This window comes from Syntrophaceae bacterium, assembly GCA_013177795.1.
In the GTDB taxonomy this organism is placed as follows: Bacteria; Desulfobacterota; Syntrophia; order Syntrophales; family UBA2192; genus UBA2192.
In genome coordinates this window covers 45394-65021 of sequence record JABLXY010000001.1, presented here as the reverse complement: position 1 = coordinate 65021, position 19628 = coordinate 45394, and the positions used below count along the sequence as shown (strand labels likewise).

The 19628-nt window shown below is 53.3% G+C and carries 13 protein-coding genes and 2 pseudogenes; 2 read left to right on the top strand and 13 right to left on the bottom strand.

Annotation, left to right across the window (positions count from 1 at the left end; translation table 11 throughout):
* Positions 1–194: 194 nt before the first annotated feature.
* On the bottom strand, positions 195–2282 hold the full coding sequence (gene prsK / locus HPY67_00265; protein NPV03156.1) for a PEP-CTERM system histidine kinase PrsK: 2088 nt from the start codon (positions 2280–2282) through the stop codon (positions 195–197).
* A 228-nt stretch (positions 2283–2510) separates the two neighbouring features.
* Between prsK and HPY67_00260 the strand changes: the two genes are divergently transcribed.
* The gene (locus HPY67_00260) at positions 2511–3677 is read left to right on the top strand and encodes an IS4 family transposase (GenBank protein NPV03155.1); all 1167 of its coding nucleotides are present in this window, start codon (positions 2511–2513) and stop codon (positions 3675–3677) included.
* Between the two features lie 344 nt (positions 3678–4021).
* Here HPY67_00260 and HPY67_00255 read toward each other — a convergent pair whose 3' ends face one another.
* The 6 genes and pseudogenes from HPY67_00255 to HPY67_00230 form a co-directional block, all read right to left on the bottom strand.
* Positions 4022–5242 (bottom strand): hypothetical protein, encoded by a 1221-nt coding sequence (locus HPY67_00255; protein ID NPV03154.1) that lies wholly within the window; start codon positions 5240–5242, stop codon positions 4022–4024.
* 827 nt (positions 5243–6069) lie between these two features.
* The gene (locus tag HPY67_00250; protein NPV03153.1) at positions 6070–6297 is read right to left on the bottom strand and encodes a hypothetical protein; all 228 of its coding nucleotides are present in this window, start codon (positions 6295–6297) and stop codon (positions 6070–6072) included.
* Positions 6298–7407 carry a glycosyltransferase family 4 protein gene (locus HPY67_00245; protein ID NPV03152.1) on the bottom strand — a complete coding sequence of 370 codons (1110 nt, stop codon included), beginning with the start codon at positions 7405–7407 and terminating at the stop codon, positions 6298–6300. It abuts the gene before it with no gap.
* 208 nt (positions 7408–7615) lie between these two features.
* Positions 7616–7792: a hypothetical protein gene (locus tag HPY67_00240; GenBank protein NPV03151.1), complete on the bottom strand. Its 177-nt coding sequence runs from the start codon at positions 7790–7792 to the stop codon at positions 7616–7618.
* 546 nt (positions 7793–8338) lie between these two features.
* Positions 8339–9307, bottom strand: a complete 969-nt coding sequence (locus HPY67_00235) for a hypothetical protein (protein ID NPV03150.1) — start codon at positions 9305–9307, stop codon at positions 8339–8341.
* Positions 9308–9532: 225 nt separating this feature from the next.
* Positions 9533–10339, bottom strand: a pseudogene (locus HPY67_00230) (IS481 family transposase).
* A gap of 182 nt (positions 10340–10521) precedes the next feature.
* Between HPY67_00230 and HPY67_00225 the strand changes: the two are divergent.
* Positions 10522–11552 (top strand): annotated as a pseudogene (locus HPY67_00225) (IS630 family transposase).
* Positions 11553–11738: 186 nt separating this feature from the next.
* Here the strand turns inward: HPY67_00225 and HPY67_00220 are convergent.
* The 6 genes from HPY67_00220 to HPY67_00195 all read right to left on the bottom strand — a co-directional run bounded on the left by HPY67_00220 (position 11739) and on the right by HPY67_00195 (position 19626).
* The gene (locus HPY67_00220) at positions 11739–12923 is read right to left on the bottom strand and encodes a hypothetical protein (GenBank protein NPV03149.1); all 1185 of its coding nucleotides are present in this window, start codon (positions 12921–12923) and stop codon (positions 11739–11741) included.
* A gap of 444 nt (positions 12924–13367) precedes the next feature.
* Complete coding sequence (locus HPY67_00215; protein NPV03148.1) at positions 13368–14297, bottom strand: glycosyltransferase family 2 protein; 930 nt, start codon at positions 14295–14297, stop codon at positions 13368–13370.
* A gap of 52 nt (positions 14298–14349) precedes the next feature.
* Positions 14350–15522 (bottom strand): glycosyltransferase family 4 protein, encoded by a 1173-nt coding sequence (locus HPY67_00210; protein ID NPV03147.1) that lies wholly within the window; start codon positions 15520–15522, stop codon positions 14350–14352.
* Positions 15519–16751, bottom strand: coding sequence for an O-antigen ligase family protein (locus HPY67_00205; GenBank protein NPV03146.1), 1233 nt, complete (start codon positions 16749–16751; stop codon positions 15519–15521). The genes HPY67_00210 and HPY67_00205 overlap by 4 nt, the downstream gene beginning before the upstream one ends.
* Before the next feature lie 39 nt (positions 16752–16790).
* Complete coding sequence (locus tag HPY67_00200) at positions 16791–18146, bottom strand: phenylacetate--CoA ligase family protein (protein ID NPV03145.1); 1356 nt, start codon at positions 18144–18146, stop codon at positions 16791–16793.
* 16 nt (positions 18147–18162) lie between these two features.
* Positions 18163–19626, bottom strand: coding sequence for a lipopolysaccharide biosynthesis protein (locus tag HPY67_00195; GenBank protein ID NPV03144.1), 1464 nt, complete (start codon positions 19624–19626; stop codon positions 18163–18165).
* Between the last annotated feature and the right edge of the window lie 2 nt (positions 19627–19628).

Genomic DNA, 19628 nt, shown 5'->3' with positions numbered 1-19628 from the left:
GGATCGTGAAGCATTGGGATCGTGATCAAGAAAGCTTTCTTTCGCGATTTCACCGCACACGATTCGTTTCCTCCTCTGCGATTACGTATTTCCTCGATCGGTTTCGAAACCGGCCTTACTTTTTCATGGCCGGTTCTTTCCCTTTTGTCACGGAGTAACCCTGCCGTAGCTCGTGACTCTCGTTAGTTCGGCGCTCACCGCCTGCCGGGTAGAAAAACCCGAAAGGTGCTGCCCTTCCCTTCCTCGCTTTCCACCTCGATCCGGCCTCCGTGGGCCTCCACGATCGTCTTGCAGTGAAAGAGGCCGATCCCCATGCCCTTCGGCTTGGTCGTTTGGAAGGGTTTGAACAGGCGCGTCTCGATGAATTCCCGGGACATGCCGCAACCCGTGTCGCGCACGGTGAGCTGTGCCCAGCCGTCGCTCATCGACGTCGACACGGTGATCTCCCCGCCCGCCGCAACCGCTTCGTTTGCGTTGAGCAGCAGATTCCCGACGACCTTCTGTATCTGCTCACCGTCTATCTGCAAATCGGTCACGTTCCCCAGCGCACAGTGCACGGGAACCTGGAACATCCCGTCGAGGCTCTTTATCGAATCCGTCACGATCTGGTCGAGATTGGACGCGCGGGGGATGATCCTGCTCCGCTCGCTCAAGAGCGACAGCCGGCTGCACAGGCTGTTGATCTTCTCGACGCTCTGCGTGACAGACCGAATCGCATCCCTGCGGAATTCCGGGTTCTCGAAATGAACGGGCAGATTTTGCATGACGAGGGAGAGCTTCGACCCGAGGTTCTTCAGATCGTGCACGAAGAAGGCGGACATCATCTGGAGGGCCTCCAGGGCTTTTGCCCTGTTGAGCTGTTCCGCCAGGCGCAGCCGCAGCAGGCTCGATGCGGTCTGATCGGCAATCGTCTTGAGCAACTCCTGGTCCTGCGCGGTGAGTGGCGAATCCTTGCTGCGCCCGCTCAAGGTAAGGATGCCGATCAGGCGATTTTCCGCCCGCAGGGCGACGGCGTAGCGGATGCGCGCCTCCTCCAGAGCCTCCACATGGCCTTCCCGAAAATCGGGGATCCATCCCTCACTTGCGTCGTTGAAATCCACGGGCATTTCCCGGTCCCAGAGGGCCAGCATCAATTCCGTCCCCTCCTGCCCCGCCATTCGCATATTCCTGACCCTGTCCTCCGGCAGGGCGGTCGAGGCGACGAACATGAGAGCATCCCGGCTCTCGTCGGCCGCCCACAATGTTACGGAGAGGCAATCCAGGGTTTCCGAGACCATGTTGACAACCGCAGTGCCCAGATCCTTCACGCTGGACTGACTGGATGTGGCTTCCGTGAATCGGGACCAGATCTCCCTATAGTCGTAAAGCGGCCGCTCGAACAGTCGGCTCACGAGGTTCTTTCTCTTTTGCCGCATGCTGCCCGACAACATGAGCGAGCCAAGGCCCATGATCGCGATGAACAGGAGAAAGGCCGTCAGCGGCAGGCTCTGGCTTCCGATCCAGATCTGCGCCAGCCAGGCAAGCAGACCGACGCCAATGAAGTAGGCGCCGACCAGGATGATCGTCATCGAGTTGTAGAGGAAGGTATGCGACAGGTAGATGTCGACCTTCATCCCGCGGTCCCGCAGAATGGATTTCGCGATGAAAGCATCGGCCGCGAGCAGGACACCGGCGTTCAGGGCGATGTTGTCCGTCCCGACCTGGTTGAACAGGATGGCAAGGCTGCTGTTGTAGATGCGCACCCCGAAGAGCGCGCCGACACCGATGATCATGAACTTGATCTGCCAGCGCTTGCGCCCCGTTGAATGCCGAAGCGTCTGCTCGAGGTTCATCACGATGAGGATGGCGCCGGCGATTATAGCCAGCGACCAGACATAGCCCGCCCAGCCCAGGGCGAGATACCCACCGGACGGCTGGGTCAACAGGGGCGGCCCCTCGAACCAGTTGCCCCAGAAAAATACCGCAAGGACTGTGGGAATGACAAAGAGCACAATCACGACAAACCGCCAGCGGCCAAGGATCTGGCGGTAGTTTGCCCTGCCGTAGGCCAGGCTGAACAAGAGCCAGCACCCGGGCAGCAGCGAGGCAGCGATCGTCTTTGCCTGATACCACAGCAGGAAGCCCTCAGCACGCTCGGACTGAAGGACCGCGGCGGAAAGGACCGTCTCGAGCACGAGCAAAGCTATGCCGATCACGAAGAAACGGGTAACGGGGTTCTTCGCGTCCCGCAAGACCACGTAGACAGCCAGCCCGGCCGTCACCACAGCCGCCGCATAGGTCATTAAGACAGTGATATTCATTCGTGGTTAATGAAAGAGATGTCTCGGGTGGATTTCAACCAGTTCCATCTGTTCCATCTATGCAGTATCACTACTGTTCCAACGTTTGACTGGTTAGCGGGCGGAAACCCGCCTGCCATGGCTTTTTGAGGGGCGACATGTCCGTAATCGATTTGAACTCGATTTTACTCCGGTGGCATACTTCCGCATCCTTGCGGAAGGAGACGGCGGATGAACACCGGACGGACGATCTTCCCTCAACTTATGGACTTCCTGCCGACACACGAGTTTCGCTCCTGCGTCGAGCGCTACAACGGCAACTACAAGATCAAGAGCTTCTCGTGCTGGGACCAGTACCTGTGCATGGCTTTCGCCCAGCTGACCTATCGCGAGAGCCTGCGGGACATCCAGGCATGCCTGCGCTCGGCCAACCGGAAGCTCTACCACATGGGCATCCGTGGCAAAGTCTCCCGCAACACGCTGGCGCATGCCAACCAGGTGCGAGACTGGCGCATCTACGCCGACTTCGCCCATGTCCTTATTGGCCGGGCCCGGCAACTTTACGCCGGCGACACCTTCGGAATCGAACTGGAGCAGAGCGTCTATGCCCTGGATGCCACGACGATCGACTTGTGCCTGTCGCTGTTCCCCTGGGCCACGTTCCGCCGACGCAAGGGAGCCGTCAAGCTCCATACGCTGCTCGATCTTCGGGGCAACATCCCGACGATTGCCGTCATCACCCCCGGCCGGGTTCACGAGGTCAACATCCTCGACGAGATCCCCATCGAACCGGGGGCCATCTACATCCTCGATCGAGCCTATCTGGACTTCGGCCGCCTCCACCACATCCATCAGAGCTCGACCTTCTTCGTGACCCGGGCCAAGAGCGGCTTCCGGTTCCGGCGGCTCTACTCCCAACCCGTGGACAAGGCCTCGGGCCTGCAATGCGACCAGATTGTCTCCCTTCACGGCTTCTACGCCCGGACGGACTACCCCGGGAAGCTGCGGCGGATCCGCTTTTACGATTCCGACCAGGATCGGCGGCTGGTCTTTCTGACCAACAACACCACGCTTCCGGCTCTCACGATCGCGCGCCTCTACAAATGCCGCTGGCAAATCGAACTGTTCTTCAAGTGGATCAAGCAGCACCTGCGGATCAAGGCCTTCTACGGCACCTCCGAGAATGCCGTAAAGACGCAAATCTGGATCGCCATCTCCATCTATGTCCTGGTTGCCATCGTCAAGAAGCGTCTGGGTCTAGACCAGAGCCTCTACACCATTTTACAGATTTTGAGTGTCTCCCTGTTCGAGAAAACGCCCATTTTACAGGCTCTCTCGGGCACCCGGTGCGAAAATCACGCAGACCAAAACGACAACCAACCGAATTTATTCAACTAACGTTGGGACAGTAGTGATGCAGTATAAAGGTTGAATACCCGTGATGGTAATACGAAGGACTCCGTGGCAATGTTGACGTCAACGTTAGATTGATTTTGCGGACCGACCTAAGGAAGGAACTAACCGAGCATGGTTTTACCCCCACGGGATGTGTTCCATGCTTCAGAGGGAGGAGACCTCAAATCCGACACTTGCGAGATTTTGTTTTGGGATACTTCTGCTCTGCCATCGGATCTCTTGAATATTTGTTGATGGGAATGGTGAAAATGACTCAATTACTGATCTTCTCGGTTGATTTTGACAAATGATATTTAAGAGCTCTAGAAAACGATACGATTTGCTGATCAATAAGTGTTGCCCATCGTCAATGGATAGCCTGCAGATGCTGTCCCCGATGAATTGATAACGAATAGATATACATTTTGCCCTGCCGAGAATGAACCTGATCTGACCTGCGTATTAATGGTGGTATCACTCCAGCTGGTCGGCGTGAAAACAGCAAGATTGGTGCAATCTTCGTAATTTGCCGAGTTGCCGATTTCAACTCGGGCCCTGGCGCCGGGACCCGTTGCTACGTATACATCGTCATAATAACATTGGCCGCGCGTGTCCTGCCGCGCATACGCATGCAACCTAAACCATGACCATGTATCGCTGGAATGGATCGTATTCAGATTCGCTTCGTCACATACAGGTGTTCTTGCATTCGTCGCATTAGTTTCCCACATCTGTATAATGCCATTGCCTGACCAGCTTCCAGCGTAGAAATTTTCGAATCTGTGCCAACGGCCTTTCGTCCAAGAAGTGCTCCCGTAGCCAAGTTCTGTCAAGCCCGCGGTGTCGTGCCATGGGTTTGGCAATTGAAAAGTACCCGATGCGAGGGGCAGATCGTGGAGAACAACACCGGCCGTCCAGTTGCTTGCATATTCCCCCGCGAGAATATTTCCACCGGTGATATCGGCCAGTTTCCAATTCGGACCGAAAGGCTCTCCAGTTCCGGGCACCTCCCTGTCGGATGGGAGGAATACCCAGAATGATAAGTATACAAAATACGTCCCATTAAAATTAACAACTGCCCAGTGACCACCATCCCCTGTCGACTGGTCAGCAAGAAAAGAATTGCTTCCGCTGTGGCGGTATGCCGATGAATACCTAGGGTTGTCCGGGGCATCCTCCACTGCAGTCCAATGACCTACTTGAGCGGAACCAGGGGCTGTCGAAATTGGATTTCCATTCGTGCCTTTCTCGAAATCGTCGAAAAGGACAACCGTGGGGCTGCATGAGCCGAACCCCGAACCCGTAATAGTAATCGTCTGGCCATTCGATATCGTGCCAGACACATTGCTGACGGACGGAACACCTGAAACTGTGCATATGTTTGGCAAACTGTTCTGCGCTGTTCCACTGTCACCACCGCCCCCTCCGCATCCATATCCCAGTGAAAGTAAAGCACAGAAAAACCAACGTACAAGTTCCCGCCCAATATATCGACGCATACCGCTGCTCCCTCCGCACGCGACCGTCACCATAAATTCCTTTTCATTTATATCCGAATCGACAGACATATACAATCAAGAACTCCGGCCGATGTGCAGAAAGAGTATGCACTAGCTAGTTTTTTATAGTTTTTCACATCCATCCGTGTTGATGTATCAATTCGACCGTTACAGTTGATCATTACAACTAATCCACACAATGGGGCATGATATCCCAGTTGTTTGCATTGAGGAAGATATTCGAATCGAGACCGTCAGAAATGCTTTTGACAATCAATACCTGATATTTGCTCTTTATACGTATTGGAAAATAATTTCTGAGAATTCTCCCCCGGTCTGTGTTTTCATTGAAAAAAAGTCCTGATGTAACAGGCTTGTCGGGATAACGTGGCATCCATGTATCGAAAGACATGTTCGACGAATTTGTTGTTATAATTCGTCAGTTGGAAGTCGAGAAGCAACACCTCCGATATCCCTTTTCTAATATTCCGCTGCAGGAAGAACACCGCATAGCTTCCATCCTCCTCATATGTATGCACTTCGTAATCCTTTGGATTGTCATCATATCGCCATTTTCCGTACTCCAAGTTCACTGCCGGGGTTATCCTGTCATCCTATATGAGCATGGACCCCTCGAAATACCGCGCGGTTGCACCTATGTTGCTAGGTTCCCGCCTTCTAAATGGGTGAAGAAGGCGCAATGCATATCGATACGTCTCGATCGGGCGGTAGTCTGACTTGATGAACGAGCTGTAGCTCACGGGGTTCAAAAAACCGACGAAGAAGTAGATTCCCTTTTGCAGTGCGATCTGATCGGCGTGACGAATAACATTCTTGAAAATCCCAGTTCCGCAATATGCGGCGTCTGTGGCGCTTTCGCCTGATTGACGGCCAAGTTAACTTTTCTTCATGTACGTAAACACATAGGGGATCCGCGAGCTGAAGGATACGACCTTCCCCCGGTGCTTTGCGCAAATGATGATCGGGTCGAGCCTGCCCTCGGATTCAAAGCGCCGCTTGTATATCGCTTCATCGCTTGTGCCGGGGAACGTGTAGGCATGCAGACGGATGCACTCTTCCCGGTCACTTTTCTCGTAAGCGTCAATGGCAATCTCGTCCGTCACTTATCGGGCCCCTCGCAGGCACGTCTCGTATTGCTCGCCATATCGTGCCGCCATCGTTTCCGCCGTGAAGCAACTCTCGAACCGCTTTCGCGCAAGCTTACCCGACTTGCGACGATAAGAGGGATCCGCAATGAATCGCCTCAGCGCATCAATGAGCTGTTCCAAGTTGCAAGGCGCAATTAACTGTGCTCCTGCATTTCCAGTTGTCATCTCCGGAATCGCTCCAACCGCGGATGCTACGATTGGCTTTCCATATGCCATGGCTTCTATCAGCGCTACGGGCGAGCCCTCGCTTTCCGAGGGCAGGACGAAAATGTCCGCCTGACGGAATAATATTGCCGTATCGGATACATAGCCTGGCAGGTTGACAGAATCGCCCAAGCCATATTTTCTCACCATAGATCTCAGCTCAGTTTCCAAAGGGCCGGCTCCTGCAATGGTAAGATACATGTCATCGAATTCCTTGCGTAATACGGAATACGCTCGGACAACCAAGTCGAACCGCTTCACTGGTATCAGCCTCCCGACACACAGAATACGCACGTAAGCTTCATTCTCACACTCCAAGCCTCCGTCCTCCAGCGCATGTCGAATTGGATCCTCGATGCCGTTGTGAATGACTGTAATTTTGCCTTCGGGAATGCCCCGTTTAGTCAAATCGTCTTTGATGACTTTTGAGACGGCAATAATTCGGGCTGCTTCTCTGAGAAATGGAGTTTCTATTCTCACGTACGTCGATAGTTCGGGATATTTTCCGGCTTCAGCATGATAGGTCGAAATAAACGGTACACCTGTAGCCCGTGCAACCATTCCTCCGAGTATCGTGGCTTTGTACCCGTGCACATGCAGAATGTCTGCATGGCACGATCTCAACGTCCGGTAGATGGACAGCAAACCCCTCAAGCTGATTTTTTTTTTCTCGTCCAAGTAGACAACGGGAACGCACTTTTTTTCTAATCCCCGCCCAAGGTCTGCACCTGCCGAATCAGTCGGGCTCAGACAGGCAAGCATCGCATCGATGCCGATCTTTCGCAGGCATGGAAGCAGATTATAAAGGACGTATTCTGCGCCGTACATTCCCTCGCTGTCGATCATGTGCACGACCTTCATCGAGCACGTATCCTCCTTGTGGCGGCTTTCACTTTGTGAACCGCGAACTCCTTTAAGATCAGCCAATCGTAATGCCCGTCGATCTTCATCTGAAGATCATGGATCGTATCACGGGGCCAGATGATGATTCTCCGGATCTCATAACGGTGAAAATGGTGGTTGTGACGGCCAAAATATGTCGTAACCGCCGACCGATAGCCTGCCTCTTTCACTGCCTCCATGGCCCGCGCGTCAAAATCGTTCCTACCTCCATGAAGATAGGCAAATGTTCCATTTGTTTCCCAAGCAAATCCTCAAGCATCCTTTTCGAATCACCGATCTCCTGCTGCAAGGCGACGACATCCAGTCCACGCAACCGGATATGAGACCGTGAGTGGCTGCCAATTTCGAATCCCCGACTTTAGATGTCCTGCACATCAGCCGCAGTCATGATCGTCATCAATGGCTCTGCCGACTTGTAATCCCAAGCATTGTTTCCCGAGATAACCTGTGGGAACAAAGATTACGGCAAGAGCGCGACGCTCGGAAAGCACTAGCAACGAGTGTTCCAGCAAGCTCGCGAAGGCATCGTTGAATGTAATGGCGGCTGCCGGTCGGTTCGTTTGTTCGCGTGCATTGAGGACGTCATCCAGAGACATGATGCGGCAGTGTTCATTCAGATAGGCGATATGCTCTCGAAACAGAATTGAATCGACACATGCGGGGTCTTGCGGAGCGACACCGTGATAGACGAGGACGATGCGGGGAGTCTTTCTCGTTCTTAGAGAGTGAAAGACATACCCGACAGGCGACCGTGAAATGAGCCGGTACAGTCGGATTTCACTCTTTTCTGGCATGGTAAGCCGGATGCGCGCAAGCGAGTTGTATCAGGGAGCAGTTAGATGTAGTTTTTAGGTGTTCCATGGTATTGTCTTCGTTCCATTCTGAACCGTTACGGCCTGCTGCCCCCTATTGTTACCGGATAACCCGGGGAGATGGCCCCCTTCGCGTCGATGACAAACAGGTAGGCATTGTCACCCGCTTTGAAGGAGCCTTGACGCACCGTCGCCGTAATCCTATTGTCCGTCCAAGTTGTCGGGGTGATGATTGCCAGATTCGTGCATTTCGAATAAGTTGGCTTGTTTCCTATTTCCACACGGGCCCTGGCACCAGGCCCTTTTGCAATATAGATGTCATCGTAATATGTGTGGGCATTGTTTGAATCGCCCCTTCCATATCCAGGAAAGTTAAGGTGTTCCCAGATCTCCCCTTCGTGACCGGTCGTGACATTCCTAGCATCCGCCCATTGATGATAGCCGGTGCTCTTCAGCTCCCACAGGCCGAAGTGTCCATTATTCGAAGTTCCCCATTTGAAATATTGATCAAACCTCTTCCATTCCCCTTTCCTGAACTCTACGGGGTAAATCCACCCTAGAGAAAAGCGAGGAGGTGGGGTGTTGTCGTTCTTAAGACCGAAGCCGACATAATCCGCATAACCCGGCGGAAGCGTGTCTGTAATCAACACGCAGGTGTAGTCGCTTTGGGGGAAACGGGGCCCGAAGAGCCAGAAAAACTTCCAGTTCGGTCCGTGAGGCCCACCGCCGCCGGGTACATGAGCGCCGATCGGTATGTATTGCCACCAGCTGAAAAACAGTTCGGTTGCAGCACCGAGTTTCTTTCCGGCGAGTCTGTTGCCTTCCGCCGCACCATCTGAACCCCAGTCCGAATGCAGCGAAGTCCATCCGCTGTGCGAAAAAGATGTGGAATACCTGACCGTCAGTCGCGTGTAATCCCAGTTTCCCACGGTTGCCGCCCCCGGCGCCGTGGCAATTTGAGCCCCATCACGCCCTTTTTCGAAATCATCAAAAAGCAGAACGTTCGGGCCGACGGACCCGAAACCGGATCCGGCTATGCTGATCAACTGCCCCTCCGATACGGCTCCGGAGACTACATGAATACGAGGCTCCGACTGTACTCCCGAAGGCAACAATATGGTGAATACGATAGCTACCATGATGGGGACAATATTCCGATTCATGCTCACGGATACCTTTCCAGCCCAGATGCTGCCGCCTGGGCCGCTCTTACGTGGGCTAACAAAACGACCGGGGTTCCATGCCTTAATTGTGAGAACGTCGAGCGTTGTTTACAGTTTTTCGGGATAAAAATACTCGATCAACTTCTCTTCCGGGGTTAAATCCCCAATCCCCTTGTGGGGACGAACGCCGTTGTAGTAGTTCAGGAACCGCTTGAGTTCCGTTTTCCGATGCGCCGAGGAGACAAACCGGGTCTTGTTGTGCCAGAGCTCCATGATCGTCTGGATGACCCGCTCGGCCTTGCCGTTGGTCTTGGGGTTACGGATCCGGGTGAAGCGCTGCTCGATATGATGCTCGGCACAGAGCGTCATGAACGCGTGGTGCTTCGGGTCCCCTTTATACTCCTTGCCGTTGTCGGTGTAGTACTGCTCGATCGTATAGGGACATTCCTCTAGGACCTGCTCCAGGAAGGCCTTGGCCGAGACCTGGGTCTTGTCCGGCAGGATGGCCGCGTAGAGCTCCCGGGAGAAGTCGTCGATGGCCACGAAGAGGTATTCCCGGCGCTCCGTGGCCTTCTAACCCTCAAGCAGCGGCAGGCGCTTCGTGTCGCCATGGAACATCTGCCCGGGGTAGTCCTTGTTGTAGCGCCTGGCCTGGCTCTTTAACTTCGCCTCGAGTTCCGCTTTGACCTTGGCGAGCCGCTTGATGCCGTACCGCAGGCAGCGGAATCGTTGGTTGACGCTCTTGTGTACCGTAAAGTCCCTTTGCCGACCGCGCCGGAGGATCTTGTAAATCGTGGGTCGAGAGACGTGGTACGCCTCGGCCAGGTCGCTGACCTTCTTCTTGTCCTCGTGATAGGACGTGTAAATCGCCTGTCTCTGGTACGGGGTCAGGCGCGTGCTCTTGTGTATAACCATCGGGGTCTCCTTCTGAGGTCGCTGCCTCGTCTGATTACCCCGAAACTGTAAACAACGCTAGTGTCCTGAGTTATAAATTCGTTGACAAACGAGGGTAATTCCTGTATCCAAAGGGGAAAAAGGAGGATCGACATGAGTCGTCCGCTTGCTCCCCTGACGCTGACCGAGGAAGAGAGAGAAACGTGCTTCGGTGGGCGCGAAGACCGAAAACCGCTCAAGCCCTTGCCTGCAGGGCAAGGATCGTGCTTGCCTGTGCAGCCGGCAGATCCAACGGTGAGGTGGCCGAGGCGCTTCAACTCACCCGGCAGACCATCGGCAAGTGGCGGAATCGGTTCGTCGAGAGTCGTCTGGACGGCTTGCTGGACGAACCGCGGCCCGGCGCCCCGAGAGCCATCTCGGATCAGGAGGTTGAACGGGTGATCACCATGACGTTGGAATCGTCCCCGAGAGATGCGACGCACTGGAGCACCCGTTCGATGGCAGCGGCCTCCGGGCTGAGCCAGAGTGCGATCAGTCGCATTTGGCGCGCCTTTGCCTTGCAGCCCCACCGTTGCGAGACCTTCAAGCTCTCCACGGATCCGCTCTTTATTGAGAAGGTCCGGGACATTGTGGGCTTGTACCTCAATCCGCCGGAGCGTGCGCTGGTCTTGTGCGTCGATGAGAAGTCCCAGATTCAGGCGCTGGATCGCACACAGCCCATTCTCCCGATGCGACCCGGGCAGATTGAACGGCGCACCCATGACTACCGTCGCAACGGGACGACGTCCCTCTTTGCCGCCCTGAATGTGAAAACCGGGGAGGTGATCGGGCAATGCCATCGGAGGCATCGGGCTGTCGAGTTTCGGAAGTTCCTGGATCGAATCGACAACGCGGTCCCTGAATCGTTGGATGTTCACTTGATCCTGGACAATTACAGCACGCACAAGACGCCTGCCATCCGTGCCTGGTTGGCCAAGAGGCCACGCTTCCACGTGCACTTCACCCCCACGGGCGCTTCTTGGCTCAATCTGGTCGAACGATGGTTTGCCGCCCTCACGGAAAAACAGATCCGCAGGGGGACCCATCGGAGCACGCGGCAGTTGGAGACGCGATCAAAGACTATCTCTCGATCCATAACGCAAATCCGAAACCGTTTGTGTGGACGAAAACAGCGGATGACATCTTGGCATCCCTCTCACGCTTTTGTAAGCGGATTAATGACTCGCGACACTAGCTTAACTCACACCTTAATCAAGAAACTGGAACGGCATTCCGGCCAGCCGCAGAGGCGAACGCGGAATCATGCGAATCCATTACTCGTGAAGAGAAAATGAATTGTGGGATTAAAAGAGGTGGTTCGCGATGCCGACACCGTACTGTCAACGGAGCCGGCATCCCGATTGATTACTCATGTTGCCTGTCAGTTCGTTACAATCCGCAAACCCGATGGGGGGGACACAGCGGCCGGTGCCGGTGCGGGACCGCCGCTTCCGATTGTGACGGGGTAACCCGCCGACGCTGCCCCGGTTGAATCGATGACGAACAGGTAAGCCGGGAAACCTGCCGCAAACCCGCCTTGCCTTACCGTCGCTGTGATCGAATTACTGCTCCAAGAGGTGGGCGTAATGACGGCAAGGTTGGTGCAATTTGAGTAGATTGAACTGTTTCCAATTTCCACTCGTGCCCTTGCTCCCGTCCCTGTTGCCACATAAATATCATCATAATATGTTTGACTATTATTGTCGCCCCTGCCATATCCCGGAAAATGTAATTTATCCCAAGTACCTCCAAAGTCCGTAGTCTTACCCGAATTCGTCCCTAGTTGACGACGGGACTGGGTTGAATTCAGTTCCCACAATGTCAATGACCCACTCGTTCCCCCAGCTACGTAATATGCTTCAAAACGATGCCATTGCCCTTTGCTAAACGCTGTAACAGTACTTCCACTTTGATTGTTAATATCAATTCTCCCGTCCTGCGAATCATCCGCAAAACCAGTAAGAAATAATCCAGATCCACCTACTGTTACCGGAAGGGTATTTGTAAGAATAACAGATACAAAATCATCATTCGGCCAGGGTTGTCTGTATAGCCAATATAGTTTCCAGTTTGCTCCGGCTCCTCCGGATGTTCCTGGCACAACTCTGTTTGTTGGAAGATATTGCCACCAGGAAAAGTACACCTGCGTTACGCTATCGAGTGTTGCCTGAACTAACCTGCCGCCTTCCTGCGCCCCATTATCAGACCAATCCGACTTCATGCTGAGGCTACCACTGTGTGCATAGGTGTTCGAGTAGGTCGGATATAGCGGTCCCATCGTTGAAAGGTTATCCCAGAACCCGACCTGTGCGGCCCTCTGCACGCTGGAGAGTGTTGTGCCGTTGGACCCTCTCTCGAAATCGTCGAAGACTACAATAGTGGGACCCGTCGAGCCGAAACCGGTGCCCGTGATTGTGATCGTCTCCCCGTTCCCGACTATTCCGGCGACACCCGTTATTGCCGGAGCAGCTGATACATCGGCCGGTGAACACAAGAAATGCCCGATCGCAATGAGCGATGCAATTAATTTGAATTTATTGAGGGTTACCCTAAAAAACGCATTCATTTGTCTCCCCTTCTCCCAATTACGGTTTTCACGCCACCGGTATTTCCCTTGAAGAATTTGTCTTTCTGCGGGTCACGGGCAACTCGATGCTCTGCCTTCAGTCTGGAAATCGATTCCAGAAGCTTGGAGAAAAGGCGATACGATAATATCAATTAAATCTGTCGAATCTTTTTACTCCTTAATCGGTGAAATCATCAAATTTCTTAAGCCATCGGCGTCGATATCACGCCCAACTTCGATAGCAATGAACGTACCACGCATCAAAATAATCTATAACCCTATGATTATTAATGATATATTTTAAAGAAAGCCTGTCCGTGAGAGATAGCATCACCGCCTAACCGGAGGGTTTTTCATACATTCCTGGCAGATAGATTTGAACAAACCCATGTGAACGCACAAATCTAAGTGAAGGGTTTAACCTTCACTTACAACTTTCATGGCTTAAAGCCTTGCACTCTTCTGAAATAGGCGTTTTTTCATATAGTACATCATGTCCGGCCTACCCTCGTCGATTCGTGCCATTGCCCGCATCGTTTCAGGGCGCAACACCTTTCGCTTCTTCGCCGCCCGTCTAATGCCGGCAATCCCGTCACGGACACCCCTCAACCAGTATATTAAGAAACGGTCGCGAAGCGAGTAGAGCAACATAGCGAAAACGCCACGCGATACGTAACGGATCGCATAAGGCACGGGCAGATTCCTCGCCGCTAGCCAGAAGAGATTTCGCGTATCATAATAATAATTATACCATGCCTGTCTGCCTGTATTCTCGTGCCGATGACGCACTATCACCTTCCCGCAATAAAAAATATCGTATCCTTCGTCCATGATCCTGTATGCCAGATCAGGCCCTTCGTGGCTGAGGAAAAAATCATCGGCGTAATATCCTGCCTTCTCGATCGCTGCTCTGCGGAACGCCACAGCGCCTTCCGTTATCTCGTAAGTCGGGAACTCCGTGTCCGCATAAACCTCTTCTATCTTGTGGTGCACCCAGTTGCAACGCTCGCCCGTAGAATAATCCCGGATCTGAAAATTGACCGCTCCCAAGCGGGGATTGCATTCGAAAAGCACAATCAGCCTCGCGACGGCACCGCAATCAAGGCCGATAATGTCGTCATCCAGTGTCACGACGATATCCGAAGTCGCCATCTTTAGCCCGTGGTTTCTGGCGGCTGTGCCGATATTGCGGTCAAGGCGGATGTATGTCGGACGGACACCGTGCGAAACTACCATCTCCCCAGTATCATCGTCGGAACAGTTGTCGACGACGATCACCTCTTGAACCATATGACTCAACCCTGTCAGGGAATCGAGAAGCTGCCGGAGCACGGGCGCCCTGTTGAAGGTCAGTATCGAGATTGCGACGCTCAATGCCATATGTCTCGTAAGGTGTTGGAGACGATTCGGCGTGACAGCGCGCCTGTCATCGCCGGCCTCTTCTATTTATCGTCTCATCATACAGGGCGTCCAGCTGCGCCGCAGTCTTTCTGGAATCGTAACGTATCCTGGCTTCCGGCAGATATCTTTCAGTTTCCATCCTGACTTTCGCCGGATCGTCCATGAATCGCCTCATGGCATCCGCCAGGCTCTTCGCGTCTTTCATCCTGACCGTCAGGGCCGGCGTGCCCCGGTTGACCTCCCGGAGGCCGATGCAGTCCGATGCAATTAGGGGACAATTAGCGATAAATGCTTCCATTGGCTGCAATGGACATGCTTCCCACAACGATGGCATTACCAGGGCGTCAATTCCCGTCAGGATACTTCTGACATCGGGCACAAAACCATGGAACAAGAAGTAATCGGACAGTCTTTTCGAATCGATGAGTGCCTTGTATTCCCTGATATATGCCCCGTCATTGACCGCCAGAATTTTAATCCTCTTTCCATATTTATCATGCGTTGAAAGCATCTCCACGGCATCCACGAGGTACTCGAATCCCTTCTGCGGCATGAACCTCCCGAGAAAGCCAAAGAGAATGATCCCCTCCCCGATCCCGAGAGCACTACGCAACTCCCCGTTACCTCCTATGCCTGCGATCGAAGTGAATGCGTCAACGTCGATGCCACTCATGATGACCCTTAGCTGGGTCTTACTGCCTGACAGGCCCGGGAAATATTCCAGCAGGTTCGCCTCAGCGTCGTGGCTGACAGACTGGATTACGTCCACCCGGCTAAGTAGCTGACGGAGTAGCAGTTTCCCGATGCCGCCCTCGAATGTCTTCCCGAACTGGTCCTCCCGCAGGACATCGTGGGAGGTGAGGACATGGGGAATCCCGAAGCAGATGTTTCCCACAACCGAGAGCACTCCTGCCGTGAAGCCCTGAGAATGAATGAGGTCGAATGTCCCTTCCGATAGCAGTCTTACCATTGCGAGAACCAAGTTCATCTCTGCGTGCCCATTCTGGACCTCAACCATTCGAATATCGAACCCGTCCAAGTCACGCACGATGTGGCTGGCCTCCGGGTTCAGGACGGTCAGGATTGTGAAATGGTACTTTCCTGGGTCGAGGTATTTATAGGTGTACTTCATATAGGTTCGGATCCCGCCGACTGGGTGCCGTATTACAATGAGCAGGTTAATTCTGTTTCCTTTCATGCTGGAAACGCCCCGTTTCTTGCCTCTTTCTCCTGACGTTCCGACAGCCTCATAAGAACGGAGGACAACCCAACGAAGAGATACCAGGAATAGGATGACAGACCGTAGCTGAAAACGCCGAAGATCAGGTTCAGGACAAGCCAAGCCCTGACACCTTTCGCCAGGCCGAGAAGCGTCTTGTCTGCCTCTTGCCCGATTCGTTTCAATGCGCGCATGAGGTCCCGAATGCCCGTCGCGACGAAAGAGAAAAAAATGAGAAGCCCGATGAGTCCGATTTCCTGCCAGACCTCCATGACAAGGTTGTGCGACCTGAATACGGTCCCTCCGATATTGTAATTTGCTTCCAGCGATGTGCCGAGCCCGTGCCCGAATATGGGGCTGTTCATCGCAACCTCGATATCTCTGACAATGCCGTCGATTCTACCCTGCGCTGTTGAGGCGCCTCTCACATCGTCCCGATATATGGACAGATATCTTTCCTGCTGCATCTCACCTAGGTTCTGGAATGTGAACACCGCTACGATGCCCGCAGCGACAAGCAGGATCGCCTTTCTTCGAGACGTCAGGATAATCACTGCAGCCACGCCTGCCAGGGCGATCATTCCCGAGCGTGAACCCGTCAGCACAAGGGCGTACACCATCACGGGAAGCGCCGCATACCCAACTACCTTCAGCGCACCGGGCAGGAGCGGACATAGATGGTACAGGTAGGCAATGACGGTCACGGCTACGTAGGCCAGGCCGTTGGGGTTTATCACATCGTAGGGCGAGCCCGCCAGGCGGTTCATTATCTCCCCGTCGCCCATAAACGCATTGTCGCCCCAATAGCCCGTCGTCCAGTGCAGATACATCGGCTCGAGCACCCGAAAAACCTGGCATGCGACAAAGACCATGATGAACGTTTTCAGTCTGCTTTCGCGCGTGACGGTCATCACCGTGAAAAAGTAGAAGACGATGACCTTGAAGTAATTCTCGAGCCCGAACCGCAGGACTGAACCCGGCCATTGAACGAAAGGCAACGAGGCGACGATGTACAGCAAGAGGCCCAGCAAAAATACGCCGGATCTGTCGAGTCGAAACTCTGCATCTTTCTCCTTCAGAAGGATGATGCTTGCTGTCGTGAGGAGAACCAGGATCAGATCAAAACGGATGCTGCCCAGTACGGGCATCCTCTCCCCGAAACGGAGGAAATAGCTTGTCACGTACAGGAGATAAAACAAAAATGCCAAGGTTTGATCATCCGTTGTGTCTTGCAGTGAGCGCGCGATTCAATTGTAGGGGATTCTGCAAATCGAGAAGCGGTACTTGCCGTTCGGTTCGGGCAGGATTTCATTCACGAAATTAAAGTGTATATCTAGATCAGATCCGAACACATCGCGCATGGAGCGCTCCAAACTCCTGATACTGTCCTCCCCGAAGCGGCTATCCCGCACGATATTCAAGGTCATGCGATCCAAGTCGTCCTGTATAATCTGCATCTGCTCGATTCCGTGATATTTTGTGAGCGTGTTCTCTATCAGCGAGATTCCTGCAACCCGAGCTCCGTCTTTCCGGACCAGAAAATCGGCTATTCGACCGGACACTTCCTTCATGAGTGGCAACGTCCGGCCGCAGGGACATTCCCCGTCACATGGTACAGCCATGTCTTCGATCCGGTAACGTATGAAAGGCATCGCCCAGTTCGTCAAGTCGGTGACAACAATTTTTCCATACTGCCCGGATGCTGTAGGATTTCCATCTTCGTTGAGGTATTCGACGTACAGATTGTCTGTGTTAATGTGCATTCCCCTATGCATTTCGCATTCGCTCGCAATCAGACCGACCTCCTCGCATCCGTATCGGTCAAATACCTTGAGCCCGAATGTACTCTCGATCAGGATCCTTTCATGGGGCAGAAGCGCCATGGACGATGAGATGATTGCCTTTGGCCTGATCTCATCGATGCCGTGTTCGATCACTGCCTTTGCAAGGATATAAAGCGAGTGCGCATGCCCGAAGAGAAGCGTAGGCTTCGCTGTTTTCCAATCCTGGGCAAACTTGCACACGCTGTCTTTCGTGACGGCCATCGTATCCAGATACAGAACGGGAGAAAGCAGAAAGGACCGCAAGCGATTTTTCATGCCGGTCTGGTATTTCGGGTTTCCCCAGACGTACGCTTTCGGTTCGCCGACTTCCCAGCCAGACCACCGGTCATGGCGCCTGGCACAGGCATTTCTCCACTCACTGCATTGTTCCGTAAAATAGACGTGGAGGTATTTTCCCGTTGAGCCCCCGGTCTTCGCCTCCATCAATCGTTTTTTTTCATATCCTTTCGAGATGAGGAGTTCCTGATGTTGCCGAATGTCCCTCTTTGTGAGAACGGGGATCCTCTGAAAGTCTTCTGGATACCGCATATTATCCGGATTGATCTGCGCTTCGTTGAAGCGCATCCGGTAATATGCATTGTTCTCGTAGACATAGCGAACGATGGCGGCCAGCCTGTCCAACTGACGTTGCTGGATTTCGTCCTTAGGCAAATACTGTGTCCGCTCTAACTCGCGCCAGTACTGCAGAAAGGGACTGCCGCACCAAACAGCCCAGACCGGTTCAAAAATCCTCCGCCGAACCGCATTCAAGAAATACACGTTCTCCGTTCCCCCCTCATATGGCGTGTTCCATCCGCCTTCTCACTTGTCTGAACAGAGACTGTGCTTTGCTTACGATTTCCGTAACATCTTCACGTTGCACCACTCCCATTGCGATTAATGCGGCCGGGTACGATACGAGCATTGCCGCTTTCAGGCTGATAGTCAACCACGTGGTCGCCTGCAGATACGCATGAGCCATATAATGCAGTGCGCCCGCATACCCGATGACGAATGCGGCTTTGCCGTACGGATATTCCACGGGGTAAGTACGCTGTGATACGAAATAGGTCAGGATGCTGAAAAAAAGAAAGCCCGCAGCGGCTGCGTATGCCCCGCCCATAACGCCGTGGGACGGGATGAGGTACCAGTAAAGACCGCATATCAACGCAGCTGCAGTTCCCATGATGAAGGGTTTGTAGTACGTTTTCTCCGTGATGTAGAAACCGCTGTCGAAAAAAGCAGCTGCACTCCAGCACAAGTAGGCAAACAGCACGTACGGCACGATGTGCCTTGCTTCCCAGTAACCTGGCGCTGATATGAGCCTGATGAGCTCAGCCGTGAATAACGACACGGCCAGCGCTGCCGTGCAGTAGGCGATGAGGAAATATAGAAAGTACTTTCCAATCGCTTTCCTTCGATCCTGACGTCTGTCGACTTGGAACATAAACGGCCCCCATACTCTCAGGTAAGGCCCGAGAACAAAAATGCCCGCGATAGTACCCAGCTTGTATCCTAGCGTGTAGATGCCCACTGACGACGAGTCTACGAACTTCTGCAAAAACAAGCGGTCTGCGCTGTTTAGCACAAAGAGGCATAGCCCACTCGGAATGAACGGTAGGCCGAAACGCAAGAGTCTAGTGAAAAAGTTCACATTGAACGACCATCCCACCGACTGTATTATCCACGCGTTAAGTCCGATCGAAAAGATTGCAGTTCCGATTAGTGTCGATACCAATATTCCCTGAACTCTCCAGTCTAAGATGACCACAGCAATAATGTTCATCGAAAGGATAACAAACGATTGAAGTGAGGATACAGCGATAAAAGCCTTGGACGCCATGCGTGCTTGGAGATACGCCATGGGAATAGCGCAGAGTATCTGCACGAGCATCAGGAATCCGGCAACTCGGAACAAAACGAGGTTTTCTTTTGAACCGAAGAAATAATTATTCAACATCTCACTCAGCGACAGGAATAGAAGAGATCCCAGCGAAGCGATGCAAAGAGACGCAATTACGGCTGTAGAAATCGCCTCACGCTTCTTTGTCTCGTCCGTCTCCTTGCTGTAGATGCTAAGGCTGGCAATGCCGAGACCGGCGGAAAAGATGATGTTGAAAATGTCGATACAATTATATACGATTTCCAGTACACCATACTCCGCCGGCATCAGGTGCGTGGCATATATCGGAATCAGCAGGAAGCCGGCGCCGTTGACCAGGACTATGCCGAGCAGATAAATGAGGTAGTGTCTGAGCATCT

Coding starts and splice junctions, on each gene's coding strand:
- HPY67_00195 (NPV03144.1), bottom strand. CDS start 19,626: ATGCTCAGACACTACCTCATTTATCTGCTCGGCATAGTCCTGGTCAAC.
- HPY67_00210 (NPV03147.1), bottom strand. CDS start 15,522: ATGAAAGGAAACAGAATTAACCTGCTCATTGTAATACGGCACCCAGTC.
- HPY67_00220 (NPV03149.1), bottom strand. CDS start 12,923: ATGAATGCGTTTTTTAGGGTAACCCTCAATAAATTCAAATTAATTGCA.
- prsK (NPV03156.1), bottom strand. CDS start 2,282: ATGACCTATGCGGCGGCTGTGGTGACGGCCGGGCTGGCTGTCTACGTG.
- HPY67_00255 (NPV03154.1), bottom strand. CDS start 5,242: ATGTCTGTCGATTCGGATATAAATGAAAAGGAATTTATGGTGACGGTC.
- HPY67_00245 (NPV03152.1), bottom strand. CDS start 7,407: ATGAAGGTCGTGCACATGATCGACAGCGAGGGAATGTACGGCGCAGAA.
- HPY67_00260 (NPV03155.1), top strand. CDS start 2,511: ATGAACACCGGACGGACGATCTTCCCTCAACTTATGGACTTCCTGCCG.